General features: G+C 66.3%; 14 protein-coding genes. 6 read left to right on the forward strand and 8 right to left on the reverse strand.

From position 1 onward, the window contains the following. Positions 1-283: 283 nt before the first annotated feature. Together argJ and recQ are read right to left on the reverse strand one after the other, a co-directional pair. Positions 284-1,501: a bifunctional glutamate N-acetyltransferase/amino-acid acetyltransferase ArgJ gene (gene argJ, locus QUG03_RS19355; protein ID WP_500820711.1), complete on the reverse strand. Its 1,218-nt coding sequence runs from the start codon at positions 1,499-1,501 to the stop codon at positions 284-286. A gap of 84 nt (positions 1,502-1,585) precedes the next feature. Next, positions 1,586-3,391 carry a DNA helicase RecQ gene (gene recQ, locus QUG03_RS19360; protein WP_500820712.1) on the reverse strand — a complete coding sequence of 602 codons (1,806 nt, stop codon included), beginning with the start codon at positions 3,389-3,391 and terminating at the stop codon, positions 1,586-1,588. 382 nt (positions 3,392-3,773) lie between these two features. Between recQ and QUG03_RS19365 the strand changes: the two genes are divergently transcribed. From QUG03_RS19365 to QUG03_RS19380, 4 genes are all read left to right on the forward strand, one after another. Continuing rightward, positions 3,774-4,256 (forward strand): surface-adhesin E family protein, encoded by a 483-nt coding sequence (locus QUG03_RS19365; RefSeq protein ID WP_107801156.1) that lies wholly within the window; start codon positions 3,774-3,776, stop codon positions 4,254-4,256. 116 nt (positions 4,257-4,372) lie between these two features. Next, complete coding sequence (locus QUG03_RS19370; RefSeq protein ID WP_107801157.1) at positions 4,373-5,164, forward strand: ParA family protein; 792 nt, start codon at positions 4,373-4,375, stop codon at positions 5,162-5,164. A gap of 45 nt (positions 5,165-5,209) precedes the next feature. Next, a complete protein-coding gene (locus QUG03_RS19375; protein WP_107801158.1) occupies positions 5,210-7,798 on the forward strand; it encodes a sensor histidine kinase in 2,589 nt (862 codons plus the stop codon). Further along, positions 7,773-8,666 carry an ATP-binding response regulator gene (locus QUG03_RS19380; protein ID WP_107801159.1) on the forward strand — a complete coding sequence of 298 codons (894 nt, stop codon included), beginning with the start codon at positions 7,773-7,775 and terminating at the stop codon, positions 8,664-8,666. The genes QUG03_RS19375 and QUG03_RS19380 overlap by 26 nt, the downstream gene beginning before the upstream one ends. 68 nt (positions 8,667-8,734) lie before the next feature. On the opposite strand, the gene QUG03_RS19385 is transcribed toward QUG03_RS19380, so the two are convergent. Continuing rightward, positions 8,735-11,005, reverse strand: a complete 2,271-nt coding sequence (locus QUG03_RS19385) for a DNA internalization-related competence protein ComEC/Rec2 (RefSeq protein ID WP_500820713.1) — start codon at positions 11,003-11,005, stop codon at positions 8,735-8,737. Positions 11,006-11,325: 320 nt separating this feature from the next. On the opposite strand from QUG03_RS19385, the gene QUG03_RS19390 reads away from it, so the two are divergent. Together QUG03_RS19390 and QUG03_RS19395 are read left to right on the forward strand one after the other, a co-directional pair. Next, positions 11,326-11,913 (forward strand): phage tail protein, encoded by a 588-nt coding sequence (locus QUG03_RS19390; RefSeq protein ID WP_048415544.1) that lies wholly within the window; start codon positions 11,326-11,328, stop codon positions 11,911-11,913. A gap of 80 nt (positions 11,914-11,993) precedes the next feature. Continuing rightward, positions 11,994-12,326: a hypothetical protein gene (locus QUG03_RS19395; RefSeq protein WP_107801161.1), complete on the forward strand. Its 333-nt coding sequence runs from the start codon at positions 11,994-11,996 to the stop codon at positions 12,324-12,326. 84 nt (positions 12,327-12,410) lie between these two features. Here the strand turns inward: QUG03_RS19395 and QUG03_RS19400 are convergent, their stop codons facing one another. The 5 genes from QUG03_RS19400 to QUG03_RS19420 all read right to left on the reverse strand — a co-directional run bounded on the left by QUG03_RS19400 (position 12,411) and on the right by QUG03_RS19420 (position 18,884). Beyond that, entirely contained in the window at positions 12,411-12,947 is a 537-nt protein-coding gene (locus QUG03_RS19400; RefSeq protein ID WP_107801162.1) for a GNAT family N-acetyltransferase, read from the reverse strand. 199 nt (positions 12,948-13,146) lie between these two features. Further along, on the reverse strand, positions 13,147-15,255 hold the full coding sequence (locus tag QUG03_RS19405) for a site-2 protease family protein (RefSeq protein ID WP_235085127.1): 2,109 nt from the start codon (positions 15,253-15,255) through the stop codon (positions 13,147-13,149). Between the two features lie 2 nt (positions 15,256-15,257). Beyond that, positions 15,258-16,589 carry an efflux RND transporter periplasmic adaptor subunit gene (locus tag QUG03_RS19410; protein WP_107801164.1) on the reverse strand — a complete coding sequence of 444 codons (1,332 nt, stop codon included), beginning with the start codon at positions 16,587-16,589 and terminating at the stop codon, positions 15,258-15,260. A gap of 7 nt (positions 16,590-16,596) precedes the next feature. Next, positions 16,597-17,364: an efflux RND transporter periplasmic adaptor subunit gene (locus QUG03_RS19415; protein ID WP_227106332.1), complete on the reverse strand. Its 768-nt coding sequence runs from the start codon at positions 17,362-17,364 to the stop codon at positions 16,597-16,599. Next, on the reverse strand, positions 17,361-18,884 hold the full coding sequence (locus tag QUG03_RS19420) for a TolC family protein (protein ID WP_227106330.1): 1,524 nt from the start codon (positions 18,882-18,884) through the stop codon (positions 17,361-17,363). Before QUG03_RS19420 ends, QUG03_RS19415 begins: the two co-directional genes overlap by 4 nt. Between the last annotated feature and the right edge of the window lie 12 nt (positions 18,885-18,896).

Below are 18,896 nucleotides of genomic sequence, written 5' to 3' on the forward strand. Positions count from 1 at the left end.
CGCCGCTGCGTTGTCTGCTGAGGAGGTGAAATATACGTTACAGCCCTCGCTCCGTCAACACCTATTTTGAAAAAAGACGGAGATTTCGCAAGCAGCGCCGGCAAGCTTTTGATTTGTAAAGAAGCTGTCATTCCGAGCCTGAACAATTTCTCTCCAACGCTCCGACAAGCCCGCGCGGAGGAAACGCGCAGGATGCGAAAAAGCCCCGATTGACGGGGCTTTTTCTGGGCAGGAGGCCGGCATTCCGGCGAACGGAGCGGCCCAAACGGCTAAAACGCCTTGCTCAGCTGCGGTAGTCCGCATTGATCTTCACATAGTCATAAGAGAAGTCGCAGGTCCAAACCGTGGCTTCCGCCGCGCCGCGCCCCAGGTTCACCCGCACCAGGATTTCCGGCTGGGCCATCACGCGCTGGCCGTCTTCTTCTTTATATAGAGGATTGCGTCCGCCGTTGACGGCGACCAGCACCTCGTCCAGATACAGCTCCAGGCGATCGACGTCCAGGTCCTGCACCCCGGCGTAGCCGATGGCGCACAGCAGGCGCCCCAGGTTTGGGTCGGAAGCGAAGAAAGCGGTTTTCACCAGCGGGGAACGCGCGATGGCGTAAGCGACGTCCTTGCACTCTTCGAAGGAGCGGCCGCCCTCAACTTTGACGGTGATGAACTTGGTGGCGCCCTCGCCGTCGCGGACGATGGCCTGAGCCAGCGCCGTGGCGACTTGAATCAACTCCGCCTTCAGCGCCTGATAAGCAGCCAGCTGCGGCGAATCGATCAACGGAGCGCCGCTTTGGCCGGTGGAGATCAGGATAAAGCTGTCGTTGGTGGAGGTGTCGCCGTCCACCGAGATGCAATTGAAGGAAACATCGGCCACTTCCTTCACCAGCTGACGCAGCACCGGACGCGTCACGGCGGCGTCGGTGGCGATGAAGCCCAGCATGGTGGCCATATTGGGATGAATCATGCCGGCACCCTTGGAGATGCCGGTGATGTTGACCGGATGACCGTCCAGCGTCAGGCGGGCGCTGACCGCCTTGGGCGCGGTGTCCGTGGTCATGATGGCGCGGGCGGCGTCGGCCCAGTCCGCGCCTTGCCGATGCGGCAGCGCCGCGGCGATCTTGTCCACCGGCAGCGGCTCCAGGATGACGCCGGTGGAAAAGGGCAGGATCTGTTCCGGCTGGCAGCCAAGCTCATCGGCCAGCCTGCGGCAGACTTGCAGCGCGTCGCTGCGCCCTTGTTCGCCGGTGCCGGCGTTGGCGTTGCCGGTGTTGACGACCAGCGCGCGGATCTGCACGCCGGCGTCCAGATGCTTTTTGCAGATTTGCACCGGCGCGGCGCAGAAGCGGTTTTGGGTGAACACGCCGGCAACCGTGTTGCCTTTGTCCAGACGGATGACCAGCACGTCGTTGCGGCCGGCTTTCTTGATGCCGGCGGCGGCAACGCTCAGCTCCACGCCGGGAATGGGGAAGAGATGTTCGCCGCTGACGGGCTTGAGGTTTACTGCCATCTATCGCTCCAGATCAATCAATATTATTCGCATCGATTGTAGCGGATTTGATCCGCCGGACCGGAAACAAAAACAGCGGCCGGATCAACCCGCTTCGGCCGCCGCCGCGCTCAGCAGTTCAAGCAGCGCTTCGCCGTAGCGCGCCAGCTTGAGTTCGCCCAATCCATACACCTTGGCCAAGCCGGCGCGGGAGCTGGGATGCTTTTCCACCAGGTCGCGCAGGGTGCGGTCGGAGAACACCGCGTAGGCCGGCACATTGTGTTCGTCCGCCATTTGCCGGCGCCAGCCGCGCAGCGCCTGCCACAGCCGCTCTTCGCGCTCGGTGCGCAGCCAGCGATCGGCGCTGGCGCTGCTGCGCGTCGCCTTATCGTCGGCCAGCGGCCGCAGATAGACTTTTTCCTGGCCTTTGAGCACGGCCCGGCATTCGTCGCTCAACACCAGCGACTGACCGCGGGCGATGTCGACATGCAGCAGCTTGCGCGCCACCAGTTGGCGGATGATGGAGCGCCAAACGCGTTGGTTGTAGTCGCGGCCGATGCCGAAGGTAGACAGCTTGTCATGGCCGTAATGACCGACGCTTTGATTGGCGCGGCCCAGCAGCACGTCGATCACGTGGCCGGCGGAGAAGCGCTGCTCCACCCGGTAGATGCAGGACAGCAGCTTTTGCACCGCCACGGTGGCGTCGAAGGTGATCGGCGGATGCAGACAGTTGTCGCAATGGCCGCAAGGCCGGCTCTGTTCGCTGAAATGCGCAAGGATGTGCTGGCGGCGGCAGGAGGCGGCTTCGCAGAAGGCCAGCATGGCTTCGAGCTTGCCCAGTTCCACCTGCTTTTGCAGCTCGGCCATTTCCCCGCCTTCTATCATTTGCCGCAGTTGCACCACGTCGTTGAGCCCATAGCACAGCCAGCTGGCGGCGGGCAGGCCGTCGCGGCCGGCGCGGCCGGATTCCTGATAAAAGTTTTCCGGGCTCTTGGGCATGTCGATATGGGCGACGAAGCGCACGTCCGGCTTGTCTATGCCCATGCCGAAGGCGACGGTGGCGACCATGACCACGCCTTCGTCGCGCAGGAATTCGCGCTGGTTCGCCTCGCGCTGCTGATGACTGAGGCCGGCGTGGTAGGGCAAGGCGTGGATGCCGTTGTCGCACAGCCATTGCGCGGTGTCTTCCACGCGCTTGCGCGACAGGCAGTAAACGATGCCGGCGCTGCCCGGGTATTCGTTGCGGATGAAGTCGAGCAGCTGCTTTTTGGCGTTGTGCTTTTCCACCACTTGGTAGAACAGATTGGGCCGGTCGAAGCTGGACAGGAAGACGCGCGCGTCCTGCAGCTTCAGGTAATGGATGATGTCGGCGCGGGTCTGTTCGTCGGCGGTGGCGGTCAGGGCGATACGCGGCACTAGCGGGAAGCGCTCGGCCAGAAAGCCCAATTGCTGGTATTCCGGGCGGAAATCATGCCCCCAGTGGCTGACGCAATGCGCTTCGTCGATGGCGAACAGGCTGATGTTCAGCTGCGACACAAACTCTTGGAAACGCGGGGTCAGCAGGCGCTCCGGCGCCACGTACAAAAGATCCAGCGAGCCGGCGCGCGCCTGGCGCGCGATGTCGCGCGCCTCGTCCAGCGGGGTGGCGGAATTGAGACAGGCGGCGGCCACGCCCTGCTCCACCAGGGTGGCGACCTGGTCCTGCATCAGCGCGATCAGCGGCGACACCACGATGGCGACGCCCGGCCGCATCAACGCGGGGATCTGAAAGCAGAGGCTCTTGCCACCGCCGGTGGGCATCAGCACCAGCGCGTGGCCGCCCTGGGCGACGTGATCGACAATCTCCCCTTGCTGCCCGCGGAATTCGGGATAGCCGAAGATATTATTGAGTAGGGAGAGCGCGTCCTGCATAAGCCGTCTTCTTGCGAGAAGGGGCCTATTGTACGGCAAGTGGCCGGCAGCGTCCCGTCCCGGGAGCCACGGGCAAAAAAAGGGCCGCTGGAGTGCAGCGGCCATAAAGTTGGATGGAGACAATGTGAAACGAAGAGGAAAAATGCTCTCGCACTACCATGGACCTGTGGGACACTCGCGAAGTTCCTTTTTTTCCATTTATTTTTGGCGTTTTTTCGCAAAAAAATACTTATATGGCATTGCGGATTTTTTGCGGCGCCACACTGTCGAAGGCAGCCCGCCACCCGTCTCTAGCCACCGCCGCGCAAGCCGTTCCGCGCGCCGGCGCTTGGAGCCTTCCCCCGGCTGTGCGACACTGACCGACGATTTCTTGGAGGCATTAATGCGTAATATTTGGCCCGTCCTGCTGGCGGCCGCAGTGATCGGCGGCTGCGCCAGCGCCCCCAGCAAAGCACCCAGCCCATCGACCGTCGGCAAGCCCGCTCAGTCCGGGGCCAGTCCGGCCAACGCCGATTGGCAAAACCTGGGGGTTTCCCCCAACGGCAACATCCTGAACGAGCTGGACAAGCTGTCTGTCCGCAAGCAGGGCCAGGTGGCCAGCTTTCGCGACCGCAAGACCATCTTCAATCTGAAGAAGGAAAACTTCCTGTCCACGCCGCGTCACAAGGTGTCGATCAATACTTGGCAGATAGACTGTTCGCAGCGCACTTTCCGCCTGCTGGACATGGTGCTGTTCGATGAGAACGGCCGCCAGATCGCCAGCTTCACCTATAATGACGCTCAGATAAAACCTATGCCGGTAGTGCAGAATTCGGCCAGCTATCAACAGATGCTGCTGGTATGCAAGGGCGAACCCGGGTTCTGAGCCCGTTTCGCCCAGCCCGCTCGCTCGCGGCCGCGTCCCGCGGCGCGCCAAAACGCGAGCGGGCGTTTTTTGCGTAGCGGCCCCGCCGCCCAACCGGCCCCATGCCTGGAGCGCCCATGCAAGCGATTCGACGAGTGGTCTTCAATCAAAAAGGGGGGGTGGGCAAGTCCACCATTACCGTCAATCTGGCCGCCGTCGCCGCCAAACAGGGCAAACGGGTGCTGTTGGTGGACCTGGATCCGCAGGGCAACGCCAGCCATTATCTGATGGGTTCCGCCGCCCGGGACGACGCGCCGTCGCTGGCCGGCCTGTTCGAGCAGATGCTGAGCATTTCCATGTTCAGCAAGGAACCGGCGGACTTTGTCCGCGCCACGCCACTGACCGGGCTCAGTCTGCTGGCTTCGCACCCGGACCTTGCCGAGCTGATGGGCAAGCTGGAGGCGCGCTACAAGATGTTCAAACTCAAGGAAGCGCTGGACAGCTTGAGCGGCCGGTTCGACGAGATCTGGATCGACACTCCGCCGGCCTTGAACTTCTTCACCCGCTCGGCGCTGATCGCCGCTGACCGCTGCCTGATTCCCTTCGACTGCGATGCCTTTTCCCGCCAGGCCCTCTATAACCTGAAAGTGAACACCGAGGAAATCCGCGCCGACCACAATCCCGAGTTGTTCATCGAAGGCATCGTGGTCAACCAGTTCCAGGCGCGGGCCAGCTTGCCGGTGCGCCTGGTGGAGGAGCTCAAGCAAGAAGGCCTGCCGGTGTTGTCCTCTCCGCTGTCTTCATCCGTGAAAATCCGGGAGTCACACGATGCGGCGCTTCCCATGGTGTACCTGGACCCGCGCCACAAACTGTCTCGCGAGTTCGAAGCGCTTTACCAGGAGCTGGCGCGGGATGGACGGCCGGCCTAGCGTCCCTCTCCCGTCGTCCGCCGGCTCGCGCGGAGGCGGCTCCCCTTGAATCGCCTGAGCTCGCTGCTGGTCAGCGGCCTGCTGAGCGTCGGCCTGCTGTCCGCCGAATACTGGCTGATGATCAACGATGAACGCGCCGAGCTCATCGATCGCCAGCATTACTGGGGCGAATTGAGCGCCGAGTTGCTGCGGGTGCGGATGCAGGCGATGCTGGATCACTCCGCCGTGCTGGCGCAGAGCCTGGCCAACAGCCCTCAGCCGCGTTCGCTGGCCGTGCTCGCGCGCAGCACCATACGCGACGATACGCCGTTCGGCGGTCTGGGCATCATCGAATACGTGCGCCCGGAACAGCGCGAGGCGTTCGAGAGCCGCATCGCCAACAGCATACGCGTATTGCAGGACCGCCATCTGGCGCCCAGCCCGCGCCGCCCGCTGTACTATCCGGTGTCCGGCTACCTGCCGGACGACAGCAACGCCTTGCCGCAAGGTCTGGACCTGGGGGGAGTAGGCAACGCCCGCCGCAAGATGGACCTGGCGCGCCACAGTACCCAGCCGGTGCTGATGCCGACCACGCTGCCCGGCAGCAACGGCAGCCGTCTGGACATCGTCGTGCGGCTGAACGACGACAACACCCTGCTGCTGCTGAATCTGCGCAAGGACAAGCTGATCCAGGACAGCCAGCGCGAACCCGGCACCGCCAGCCCGCTGCGCCATGTCCGCATCGTCGCCTGGACCCAGGAGCAACCCGACGCGCCGCTGCTGGACTCCCAGCCCACCCGGCCGCTGCCTTCCACGCCGCCTTTGTACACCATTCGCCACAATCTGGGCGGCAACGAGATCTTGTTCGGCGCCTATCCGCAAGGCGTGGCCAATCCCGGCATGCGGCTGACCCACTGGGCGATCCTGGCCACCACGGCCGGTTTTTTGCTGGCGATGTTCTGGTTCCAGCAACAGCAGGCCCAATCCCGGCGCCGGATGCAGGATCAGCTCAAGCGCAGCCAGCAGCAATTGGAAATGAACACGCGCACGCTGCGCGAGCAGATCAACGACAGAGTGATGTCCGAGCAGGCGCTGGCGCAGAGCGAGGCGCGCCAGCGCGCCATTCTGCAAGCCAGTTCCGACGCCATCATCCTGATCGACCACCAGGGCCTGGTCTTGCAGATCAATCCGGCGGCGGTGCGGCTGATCGGCCAGTCGGCGGACATGGTGCGGCAACTGCCGATAGGCAAGCTGCTGGACGAGCTGTACGACCGCAATCCGGCGCGCAGCTTCGAACACATCGCCCAGGAGCACGAGGGCCGGCCGTTCGAGGCCAGCTTGCGCCGCAGCGACGAGCATATGCTGCCGGTGGAGTTGTCGCTCAGCCGGGTCACCTTGCCGGACGACTGGTTCTACGTGGTGGTGTGCCGCGACATCTCCATCCGCAAGGAGCAGGAAGCGGCACTGATCGAACTGAAAAACAGCCTGGCCGAGCAGGTGGAAGTGCAAAGCCGCCAGCTGTCCGCGCTGCTGGACGCCAGCCCGATGGCGATGGCCTACATCGTGGACCGCAATCTGCTCCAGGTGAACCGCGCCTTTCTCGATCTGTTCGAGCAGCGCGAGGAAGTCGTCCTCGGCCACAGCACCCTGCCCTTCTTTGAGTCGCCTGAGCAATGGGAGCGCACCGGCAAGGCGCTGTACAGCCTGCTCAACGACGGCAAGGTGGTGCAGACCGAGCAAAGGCTGCGCACCGGCACCGGCAAGCTGTTCTGGTGCCGGCTGTACGGCAAGGCCATCAACCCCTCAGTGCCCAAGCTCGGCACCATCTGGCTGTACCAGGACTTTTCCGCCCAGCGCGCGCTGGAGGAAACCCTGCGCCACGCCAAGGTGCTGGCCGAGGAAAACAGCCGCGCCAAGACGGAGTTCCTGGCCAATATGTCCCACGAGCTGCGCACGCCTCTGCACGCCATCCTGGGCTTCACCGAAATGGGCCAGGCCCGCTCGCGCGGGCAGCACGACGACAAGATGGCGCAATACTTCAGCCGCATCCAGAGCAGCGGCAACCGGCTGCTGACCCTGCTCAACGATTTGCTCGACCTGGCCAAGATGGAAGTGGGCCGCATGGAATACACCATAAGCCGCAACAATCTGTGCCAATGCCTGCACGACATCTGCGACGAAATGACGCCGCTGGCCGCGCTCAACGACATCCGCATCTATCTGAACTGCTCGTCGGAGCAACTGCACGCCGACATCGACCCCTTCCGCATCGGCCAAGTGATGCGCAACCTGCTGTCCAACGCCATCAAGTTCAGTCCGCACGGCGGCGAGATCTACGTCAACGCCGGCCTGCGCCAGGACGCCGACGGCGAGAACATCCTCGTCACCGTGGAAGACACCGGCCCCGGCGTGCCGGAGTCCGAACTGGAAAGCATTTTCGACAAATTCATCCAGAGCAGCAGCACCAAGACCGGCGCAGGCGGCACCGGCCTGGGGCTGGCCATTTGCCGCGAGATCATCTCCGCCCACCATGGCCGCATCTTTGCCAGCAATTTGCCGACACGCGGCGCGCTGTTCACCTTCATCATTCCGCGCACCGGGCAGGCCGGCGCCACGGAGGACCCCAACCATGCCCCACAAACTACTGCTCGTTGACGACGAACCCTTCAATCTGGAGCTGATGGCCGAGCTGCTGCAGGACGCCGGCCACGAAGTGGTCCAGGCCGAGGACGGAGAGACCGCGCTGGACATCCTGCAGCGAGAAGGCGAAACCTTCTCCACCGTGCTGCTGGACAAGATGATGCCCGGCATCAGCGGCTTTGATGTGCTCAAGCGCATCAAGAGCGAGCCGCGGCTGGAGTTTTTGCCGGTCATCATGCAAACCGCCATGGGCGCAGCCTCCAGCGTGCAAGAAGGGCTGGCGGCCGGCGCCTTCTACTATCTGACCAAGCCGTTTTCCCGCGACATGCTGCTGGCCATCGTCGAGGCGGCGATAGGCCACTGGGACCGCTACGCCCACTTCCGCGAGCTGGCCAATCTTCACGTCGACGCCCTGCGCCACCTGAACAAGGCCACCTTCAGCTGCCGCAGCCATAAGGAGGCCCAGACCGTCACCGCCCTGCTGGCCAAAACCTGCGCCCATCCGGAGCGGGTGGCCACCGGTCTGTTCGAGCTGCTGGTCAACGCCATCGAGCACGGCAATCTGGACATCAGCTTCGACGAGAAAAGCCACTATATGGCCGAAGGCCAGTGGGAGGCCGAGCTGGCCCGCCGCATGCAAGACCCGGTGCTGGGACAGCGCCAGATCAGCGTGGACTTCAGCCGCGAACCGGAACAGATGCGCTTCACCATCAGCGATATGGGCGCGGGCTTCGACTGGGAGCACTACCAAAACGCCGAGCCCGCCTCGCTGATGTCCAGTCATGGACGCGGCATCCTGATCGCGCGCAAGCTGTCCTTCGACGGCCTGCACTACCAGGGCCGGGGCAATATCGTGGTCGCCCACGTCAACAGCGGAGAATAAGACGCGGTTCAAGGCCGCGCTGAGGCGGAGCGGCCGCGCCGTTCGCGCCCAAGCCGGCCCGCCCGGGCTCACGGCGGCTCGCCGCAATCGCCGCGCTCGCGCCAGTAACGGCGCTGACTGTCGCGCCAACAGCTCCACTCCACCCCTTCGCCGAACTCCAGCGTCAAGGCGCCGTCCAGATCCGTGCGCAGCACCGCGGCGCCGGCCTCCTCCGCCCGCCTCAGCACGGACGGATGCGGATGGCGATAACGGTTCAGATAGCCGGCGCTGATCAACACCACCTCCGGCCGCGCCGCCGCCAGCCAGGCCGCCCCGGTGGCGGTGCGGCTGCCATGATGGCCGGCGGCCAGCACCGTGCTGCGCAAGCGCAGGTCCGACCGGCCCGCCAGCGTCCGCTCCGCCGCCTCAGGCGCATCGCCGCTCAAGAGCAGCGCATGGCTCGCGCCCGCCACCCGCAAGATGCAGCTGCGCGCATTGGCGTCCTTGGCCGGAACGCTTTCCGACGGCCCCAGCACGTCAAAACGCACCCCGTCCCACGCCCAGCTCTGTCCCGGACGGCAGCCTTCGCCGCTCAAGCCCAACTCGGGCAAGGATTCCGGCTGCCCCGCCCATACCCGGCCCGGCGGCATGGCGGCGGCCAGCTCCGCCGCCGCGCCGTCGTGATCGCCGTGGCGATGCGACAGCATCAGGCCGTCCAGCCTCCTCACCCCCAGGCCGCGCAGCTGCGGCAACACCACTCTCTCGGCCCCGCCTGGGCCGGTGTCGAACAACAGGGCGCGACTCCGGGTCTGCACCAGCACCGACAGACCCTGGCCCACGTCCAGCATGGTGGCGCGGAACGCGCCCTCAGCCGGCGGCGGGGGCCGGTAGAGCAACATCGGCAGCAGCATCAAGGCCGCCAGTCCCCGGCCGGGCACGCCGCGCGGCGCGATCAGCCACACCGAGCCCAGCAAGGCCAACAAGAACAACGGCAAGGGCGTTCCGGCCAAGGGCAGGACCGGCGCTTGCGCCAGCCTCTCCACGCCCCAGTAAAAGCCGCGCGCCAGCCAGGCCGCCCCATGCAGCGGCCACTCCAGCGGCAGCAAGACGGCGGCCAGGGCCAGCGGCGTCAGCAGCAACGATACATAGGGAATGCCCAGCGCGTTGGCCAGCGGCGACACCAGCGGAATGCCTCCGAACCACCAGACCAGCGGCGCCAGCGTGCACACGCCCGCCGCCCACTGCCCGGCCAAGGCGGCCCGCCACTTGCCCGGCGCGCGGCGTCTGGCGATGGCGCTGGCCATCAAGGCCGCCACCAGGCCGAAGGACAGCCAGACCCCGGGCGCCAGCACGCAGAAAGGATCGATCAGCAACACCACCGCCAGGGCCAGCCACCAAATGCGGAAAGGCGACAGGCCGCGCCGCAGGCATAAGGCGGCCAGCCCCACGCCCAGCATGAACAAGGTGCGTTGGGTCGGCACCGAAAAACCGGCGAGCAAGGCATAGGCCGCCGCCGTCAAAAAAGCCCCGCCGGCGATCAGCAAACGCGGCGGAAGACCAAAGGCCGGCAACCTGCGCGCCAGCCAGGCCAGCGCCGCCGCGGCCAGGCCCGCCAGCATGGTGATGTGCAGGCCGGAGATCGAGATCAGATGCGTCAGACCGGTGGCGGCGAACAGCCGCCAATCCTCTCGCGCCACGCGTTGCTGCGCGCCCACCGTCAACGCGGCGATCAGCGCCGCTTCGCGCGACTCGCCCAGCACCCGCTCGATGCGCGCCACCAGGGCGGCGCGCGCGCGGTCCACCCAGGCCAGCGGCGCGCGGCCGTCCTCCAAGCGACGCTCGCCCGCGCCCAGCGAGCCGCTGGCCAGCACGCCTTCCGACCATTGCCATTGCTCGACGTCGAAACCGAAGGGATTGGCCGGCCCGCGGCTGCGCTTGAAACGGGCCTCGGCCCGCCAGCGGCTGCCCGTCGGCCACTCCCGCCGGCGAAAATCCGTCAGCCTCACCGTTTGCGGCAAGTCCACGCCCGGCGTCAGCGTGCGCTCCACCTCCATGGTCAGGCGCGTCCCGTACTCGCCGGGCTGCGGCAGGCCCCGCACCTCGCCGACGAAGATGATGGGCCGTTGCTGCCAATCGGCCGGCAATTGCTGCGCCATTCGGCTGTCGGCGCGCCAGGAGGCGTAGCCCAGCCCCAGCAGAAAAGCCGGCGCCAGGGCCGCCCAAGGCCGAGCGCGCGACGGCAGACAGGCGGCCAGCGCCGCCGCGCCCGCCGCCAGGCCCAGGCAAGCCGTCGCGGCGGGCAAGGCCGGCAAGACGGCGCACGCGGCGATGCCGCACAACACAGCGATCAAGACAGGCATGCAGGCATCTTAGGCGGCGATGCCGCGGCACCGCAATCTATTAAATACATTCACTAAAGCGCAGCGAATAGACCATGCCGATCGTATTTTTTATGATCTCTGAACGCACCCATAGCAGATGAAACGGGAAAAAATAACAAGTACAAATGCGTATTGCATTAACGAAGCGCTGGACTACACCTAGGACAAGCGCTTTCGAAACCCCCGGCCGCCGCGACGCCTCGCCAGGTCCAGGCGGCGCCCAAGCGCGGCAGCCTGCCTCTCTTTCACATGACTTTCCATCTGGCAGCCGCCAGACGGTTCACTCGCAGGAGGAATACATGGACGCATACATGGGCACCATCACGGTCTACGGCTTCAATTACGCGCCGCAAGACTGGGCGCTGTGCCAGGGCCAGACCTATCAGGTATCGCAGTACGAAGCCTTGTACTCGCTGCTGGGCACGCTCTACGGCGGCACCGCGTCTCAAAACTTCAAGCTGCCCAACCTGACCGGCCGCATGGCCATCGGCACCGGCCCCGCGCAGCCCGCCTATAATCTGCCGGCCTACAACCCCGGACAGTTCGGCGGCACCCAGAACGTGGCGCTCAGCGTGGCCAACCTGCCGGCGCACTCCCATACCGCCACTTCCATGGCGGTGACCTTCCACGCCGCCGGCACGCCGACGCCGGCCACCCCGGCCAGCGCGCCCAGCTCCAGCAACCCCTATCTGGGCGCTTCCGGCGCCGGCACCGGCCTCGCCACCATCTGGTCCACCGCGCTGAACAACCCCGTGTCGGTGCAAGGCCTGTCCGCCACCGGCAATACCGATCTGACCGGCGGCAACGCTCCGGTCAGCGTGCTCAACCCCTTCCTGGCGCTGAATTTCTGTATCGCTATCAACGGTCTGTATCCGGTTCGTCCATAATCACAATACGCGGCCTACCGCCGCTTCCGGCCGCCTCTCCGCCGCAGGGGCGGCGGCCGTTGCCTTCAGGGGACATCGCCATGCTCGCCACCGTTCAAGCCGAAGACTTCATGCATCTGCTCGGCAAGCACTGCATCTTCCGCAACCCGCAACATCCCGATATCGCGCTGCAAGTGCAGGCCGTCAAGCTGCGGCCGCAGGCGCAATCGCCGCATCAGACCGCGCGGCGCACCCCCTTCGTGGTGGAATTGGCCGCCGAGGGCGCCACCGAGCTGGCGGACGCGGTGGGCCAGCTGGAGCTGCCCGCCACCGAGCACAGCGACGCCATTCGGCTGGATCTGGTGTGGATAGGGCGGGTGATTCCCGCCGGACGCGATCCGGCGCTGGCCTACTTCCAGCTGCCGTTCAATTGAGCCGGCCCGCCGACAGCCCGTGGGCGGCCGGCGGACGGATAAAAAGGACGAAGACTCCGGCCGGGCGGCGCGCCCGGCGAAATATTACAAACCCGCCCGCGCCTCGCCCTGCGGCGAATGGCGCTCGGGCCGCCACACCAGCTTGTCCGCCATGTCGCCGGCCTCTTCCAGCACGAATCCCAATTGATGATAAAGCCGGCGCGCCTGCACATTGCTGTGCCACACCACCACCGCCAGCGGCGCGCGCACTTGCCAGGCCGCCTGCTGCAAGCCCATCAGCACCTCCTTGCCGTAACCCAGGCCGCGCGCTTCCGGCACCATGGCCAGAAAGATGATGCGCACCTCGTTATGGCCGAAGTCCACCATCACCACGCCGACGTTGGCCCCGGTTTTCTCGATGACGAAGTGCATCGCGTCCGGGTAGTTGTCGCCTGCGCCGCGTTGCAGCACCTGGTATTGCTGCTCCTGCACGGTGCGGATCAGTTCCTCCTCGCCGTCTATCAATTGCAGGTCCGGGCGGGCGCTGCGGTAGAGGCCGGCAATGAAGGCCTCGTCGTGATGTCGCGCCGGGCGCAGATGCAGGCCTTCGGCCAGCGAGGACGTGTTCAAGAATGAGGACATGGCGAACGGCTCCTTTCCAAAACCTGTTATGGGGCGCGCCGGCGGCGCGCCCGTTTCGTTCTACGCGCATGCGCGCGCAAGGTCTTGCGAATCAGGCGAAACCCGGTCTTAAGGCCTGTTCAGTCTACGCCGAAGGCATGAGCTTTCCAGGCGTCTCCAGACCGCTTGCTATCCGCCCCCAGCGGATCGCGAACAGCGTCTACAATCCGGCCTCTCGACGGAACACCGCCAACAACTGACGCCACCCGCGTTCCAGCAAGCTGTAGCGCTCCCCCCGCAAGCGCGCCACGCCGGCCAGCTCCCGCAGCGGCGCCGCGCCTCGCTCGCAACGCTCCAGCCGCACGCGGAAAGTGGCGGCCAAGGGCACCAGGCCGCGGTCGCGCTGTTCGGTGGGAATGGGGCCGCCGTAGGTGGAGGCCAACAAGGCCTGATCCAGCAGCGGCAGATTAAGCCGGTCGATCTGGCCCAGCCGGCATTCCACGCTCCAGAACTCCCCGCCGTCGGCGACGAAGCGGGCGACATGGCCGGGCTTGAGTCCGCTCAGCGCGGCCTCGTCGACAAAGGCTTCGCCCTTGACCCCGTCCGGCCCCACCACGTCCAGCAGATGCTCGCCCTCGGCCAGCGCGGTGCCGGCGCGCAGCGCGTCGCTGAGGTCCACCACGCGGCCGGCGAACGGCGCGGCGAGCGTGAGCCTGGCCATTTGCTGACGCAAGGCGGCCACCTGTTCCTGCGCCACCTGCCATTGCTTGCGCAAGGCCGGTCCGCGCTGTTGCAGCTCCAGATCGAACGGTTGCTGCGCGGTCTGCCAGGCCAGGTCGCGCTCACGGGCGTCCGCCAGCGCCAGCTGCGCCTCCAGCATCGGCGAGCTGAGTCTGGCCATGATCTGCCCCGCCTTGACCAGCTGGCCGTCGCGCACCAGAACTTCCGCCACCTCGCCCGTCGCCGGCGCGTACAGGCCCTGCGACTGCAAAGCGCCCAACACCGCCGGGCTGGCCACTTCGCGCTGCCACGGCAGAATCAGCGCCAAACTCAGGATCAGCAGCGCCGCGGCGCTGCGGCGGGTTTCGCGGCCCCAGCGCAGATCCGCGCGGCGCTGCCACCACACCATCAGTTCGCCGACCACGGGGCGGGCGATGAACCAGCCCAGCTCCACCGCCAGCAACAGAATGCCCAGGGCCTTGAAGAACAGGTGGTAGACCAGGAAGGCGATGGAGAGAAACAGCACCAGCCGATACAGCCAGGTGGCCCAGGCGAACAGGATCAGCCCGCGCCGCCGCGCGTCCGGGAAATGTTCCGGCACCGGATCGTCCAGGCCCAGCAGCGTTTTGCGCAGCCGCCAGCGCGCCAGCGCGAAGGCGCGATTGTGCAGATTGGGCAGGCCCAGGTAGTCCGCCAGCAGGAAATAGCCGTCAAAGCGCATGAAGGGGCTGGCGTTGATCGCCAGCGTCGCCAGCCAGGTGGTGGTGGCCAGCAGAAAGACCCCGGCGCGCAGCGGCCCGTCCGGCAAAAAACTCCACAACAAGGTGGCCCAGGCGGCCAGCACCAGTTCCGCCAGCATGCCGGCGCCGCCGATCAGCAGCCGCTGACGGCGCGAATCCAGCTTCCAGGCGTCGTTGGTGTCGGTGTAGAGCACCGGCATCATCACCAGAAAGGCCACCCCCATCGCCGGCACCCGGCAACCGAAATGGCGCGCGGTCAGCGCATGGCCCATCTCGTGCAGGATTTTGGCCAGACTCAGCGACAGGCCGATGCCGATGGCGGCGCTGACACCGCCGTAGGCGGAGAAGGTGTGGGTGAACTCGTCCCAGCGCCGCGACACCAGCGCCAGCGCCAGCAGCAGCACCGCGCCCATCGCCAGCCAGAAGCGCGGATGGAACAGCCAGCCGGTCCACGGCAGCAGGCGATTGAGCAGGGCTTCCGGCCGCAGCAGCGGCACCCGGAAAAACAGATAGTTTTTCAACAGCCACATCGCGCGGCTGGGCCGGTTGGCCTCGCGCAGCTGCCACAGCCAACCGTTCTGCTCGGCGCTGGCGGCCTGCAGCAGTTGATGGCGGGACAGGAAGAGCAGCACAGCCTCGATATCCTCGGCGCCCAACTGCAGCGTGGTTTCGGCGTTGACGGCTTGCAGCACCGCTTCGGCGGTGCCCAGCGGCCAGCGCGACAGGATTTCGAAACTGGCCCAGCCCAGTTGATAGAAGCGGTGGGCGCAGGGGTCGTGCAGGGTCCAGCTGGGCGCGCCGTCGGCCAGCGCCGGGCCGGGATGCAGCGTCAGTTCCTGACGCAGCGCGGGCAAGGCGGGAGATCTCATGCTCACCACCCCAGCCATTGCCGCGCGGCGGTCAGCGGCCGGCGCAGCGCGTAGTAGATCAGCGGCACCCAGTCGCCGTAGACGCGGGCGGTGCCCATCTGCCCCAGCCGCGGCTTATCGCCGCCGACGAAGCGGGCTTGCAGCCGATAGGCGAGCAGGCCGCCCTCCACCGCTTCCGCCTTGTAGGCGACGCGGAGGATTTCCGCGTCGTAGGACTCGGTGGGCGAAGCGTTGGGATAAAGGGTGATCTTGCCGCCGGGCGCCACGTCTATGGCTTCCGCCGCCGGCAGCCAGGCGGCCAGTTCCACGTGAGCCGGGTCGGCCAGCGTCATCACTTTTTCCCCCACCGTCACCGCCTTGCCCTGCCAGTCGTTGCGGTCGGAAAACACCACCACGCCGGCGCTGGGCGCGGTGACGTGCAGCCTTTGCAGCTCCAGTCCGGTGTATTCGGCCGCGATGCTTTTCTCTTCCAGCTTGGCGCGGTCCTGCGCCATGGCCAGCTTGCCCTTGTCGTCGGTGACCGCCAGCTGGGCGCTGGCGCGGAAGCTTTCCTGCGCGGCGTCGCGCTCGCGCGCGGCCATGGCGAACTGGCCGGCCAGCGAGGTGGCGTCCAGATCGAACAAGGGATCGCCGGCCTTGACGCGCTGATTGGGCTGCACCTGGATGCGATCTATCACCCCGCTGAGCGGCGCGCGCAGCAGCACCGGATTTTGCGGCGCCACTTCGCCGCGCGCCAGCACGCTGAGGCGTATCGGCATGCAGGCCAGCAACAGCGCGGCGATGAGCAGCCGCCGCTGCTTGCGGCCGGGCCGCAGCCATTGCCCCGCCAGTTCCCGCCAGTTGCGCCGGGGCGCGAAGCGCAGCAACGCGTGGCCGTAGCCGTGGGCCAGCTCTTCCGCCAGCTTGCGCTCGTAGTCGCTCCACGGCAGTTCCCGCGCCAACAGCCAGGCGCCCTGCTCGCCCAGGCGCAGCCACAGCGCGTGGGCTGGCAGCCAGGACGACCAGTCCTCGGCCAGCGCCGCGGGCAGGTCGCCGGCCTCGAGCAAGCGGCTGTCCTGCCCGACTTCCGGCCCGCCGGACTCCGCCAGATGGCGGAACAGGCGGGACAGCCACTGCATATAGGGCGCGGTGGGGTCCAGCTCGGCCAGGCCGGACAGCGCCGTCACGTGGCGATGCAGGCCCTCGCGCCAGACCGCCGACTGGCGGTAGGGCAGCAGTTGCTGGCTTTCGTTGACGATGATGAAACCCAGCTGCTCGGCGCTGACCGCGTCGCGTCCGCGATGCAGCAGCTGCAGCAGGCCGGCCAGTTCCCGGCTTCTATCGGCGTGCCCCATGCACGGCCTACTTGAAGCTGGCCCAGCCGCTCATCCCCGGCAGCAGGCTGGCGCCGTTGCCCTCGATGACGCCCACCGCGAGGATGGACTGGCTGACCGGATCGATCTGCGCGCCCAGGCGTTCTATCCTGGCCGGGAAACTGGCGCCCAGCTCGTCCACCGCCACGGTGAACTTGCTGCCGGGCTTGAGTTTGGCCAGCCATTTGGACGGCACCAGCATGCGCAGTTCCAGCGAGCCGGAATCGACGATGTCCAGCACCGGATTGCCGGGGCTGACGTATTGATGCACGGCGGCGATGCGGCGCGCCACGCGGCCGTTGAACGGCGCGCTGATCACGCATTTGCCGACTATGGTCTGCATATAGCTGGCGTCGGCGGCCGCTTCCTTGGCCTTGCCCTGGGCCTGGGCCACGTCCAGCGCGCCGGCGGAATTGAGCTTGGCCAATTGGTTGTTGACCTTGAGCAGCTGGCTGGCGGCCTCCAGCGAAGCCTGGGATTTGCGCAGCTGGGCGCGATAGCTGCCGCAGTCGAACTGCACCAGCGCCTGACCCTTGCTGAAGCTGGCGCCCTCTGGCACCGGCAAGGCCGCGATCTTGGCCGCCACTTCGCCGGACAGGGTGACGGCGTTGCGCGCCATCAGCTGCACGCGGATGCGGCCGTCGCTGGCGTTGGTCACCGGTGCCGCCGGCGGCTTGGGCTTGGCCGGCGGCGTGGCCGCCTGGGCGCAGGCGGCCGCCAGCAGGCAGGCCGCGGCCCTCAGAACCGTCAACTTCATGGCTTGCTCCCCGCCACCTGCCCCTGCCAACGCGTTTCCGCGCCCTTGAAGGCGGCGGCCAAAGCCGGCAGATCATAGCTGGCGGTGCTTTCCGGCAACGGGTCCATCCCCAGGCTGGAACCCATCTGGCCGTAGGCGTTTTGCAGATCGCCGTAGCTCTGGTACAGCCTCAGCGTGGAGAACACCGCGTTGGCGTCGGCCAGGATCGCCGGCAGGCGGCCTTGCACGCCGCTGTCGGTGGCGTTGCGGTTCTGCACGTAGATGCGCTGTTCCACATCGTTGAGTTCTTGTTCCAGCCCGAACTGGCGCGAGCGGCCTTTGAGATCGAGGTAGGCCACGTGCACCTGGGTCAGCACCGCCATGTTCAGCGCCATGCGCTGAGTCTTGGCCACTTGCAGCTGGGCGTCGGCGGCCTTGGTGATCGGCCCGGCGCTGAACAGATTGAGCAGGTTCCAGCTGATGCGCAGGCCGGCGTCGCTCCAGGAATTGTTGACCAGGAATTTATTGCTGTCGTAGTTCTGTCCGATGCTGAATTCCAGGCCCGGCAGCAGCTTGGCGATGGCCTTGCGGGTTTCGGTGACGCCGATGCGTTCGTTGTAGCGCGCCTCGTTCAGCTCCGGCCGGTTCAGCAAGGCCATTTCTTCCATCTGCTCCAGCTTCAGGCCCAGCGTCGGGGTGGGCAGCCCTGCGGGCACCGCCACCTTGAAATCGGTGCCGGGCGGCACGTTCATGATGGCGGCCAGCTTGGGCTTGGCCTGGGCCAGCGCGTTGCGGATCATGCCCATCTGGCGGATCACGTCCAGCAGTTGGCGACGGTAGTTCAGCGCCTCCAGCGGCGCGCGCAGTTTCTGCTTCTCCACCTGCCGCGCGTCTTCCAGCGCGCGGTTGGTTTCCGCCAGCAGCGCGTCGATGCGGCCTTCCAGCTGCTGCGCGCCCACCGCCTGCCACCAGGCTTCGCGCACTTGCTGCATCAGCTGCTGCGCCACTTTGCGCTTGCGCTGTTGCAGGATCAGCATGCGGTCGGACTGCTGTTGGGCGGTGTAATAGCTGACGCCGAAGTCCAGCACGTTCCAGCTCAGATTAAGGTCGGCGGTATGGCTGCGCTTCTCCGAGGAGATAGACGGCACCAGCGATTGTTCGCCGGTGGCCACGTTCTGGGACGAGGACGCGTTGTCCTTGTTGCGGGCGGTGTAGCCGGCCGCCAGCGCCAGCTTGGGCAGCATGTCCAGGCTGGACAAGTCCAGTTGGCGCTGCGCCATCGCCTCTTCCATCAGCTTGACCCGGTAATCCAGGTTGTACTTCAGCGCGCGCGCCATCGCCTCTTGCAAGGTCACCGGCCCGGCCAAGGGCTCCTGGCTGCCGAACATGGCCTGGCGGTCCGCCGCCAGCGTGGCCTGGCGGTCGCTCAAGCTCATCGGCGCGGGCGTGACCGCGCAGCCGGTCAAGGCCAGCGCCGTCAGCGCGGCCAGCGTTGAATAAACGCCGCGGCCGGCCCCTCCCCCCTGTGTTGCTTTCTTCATATCGTCCCCTGT

This window comes from Chromobacterium sp. CCUG 30098 (assembly GCF_059916605.1).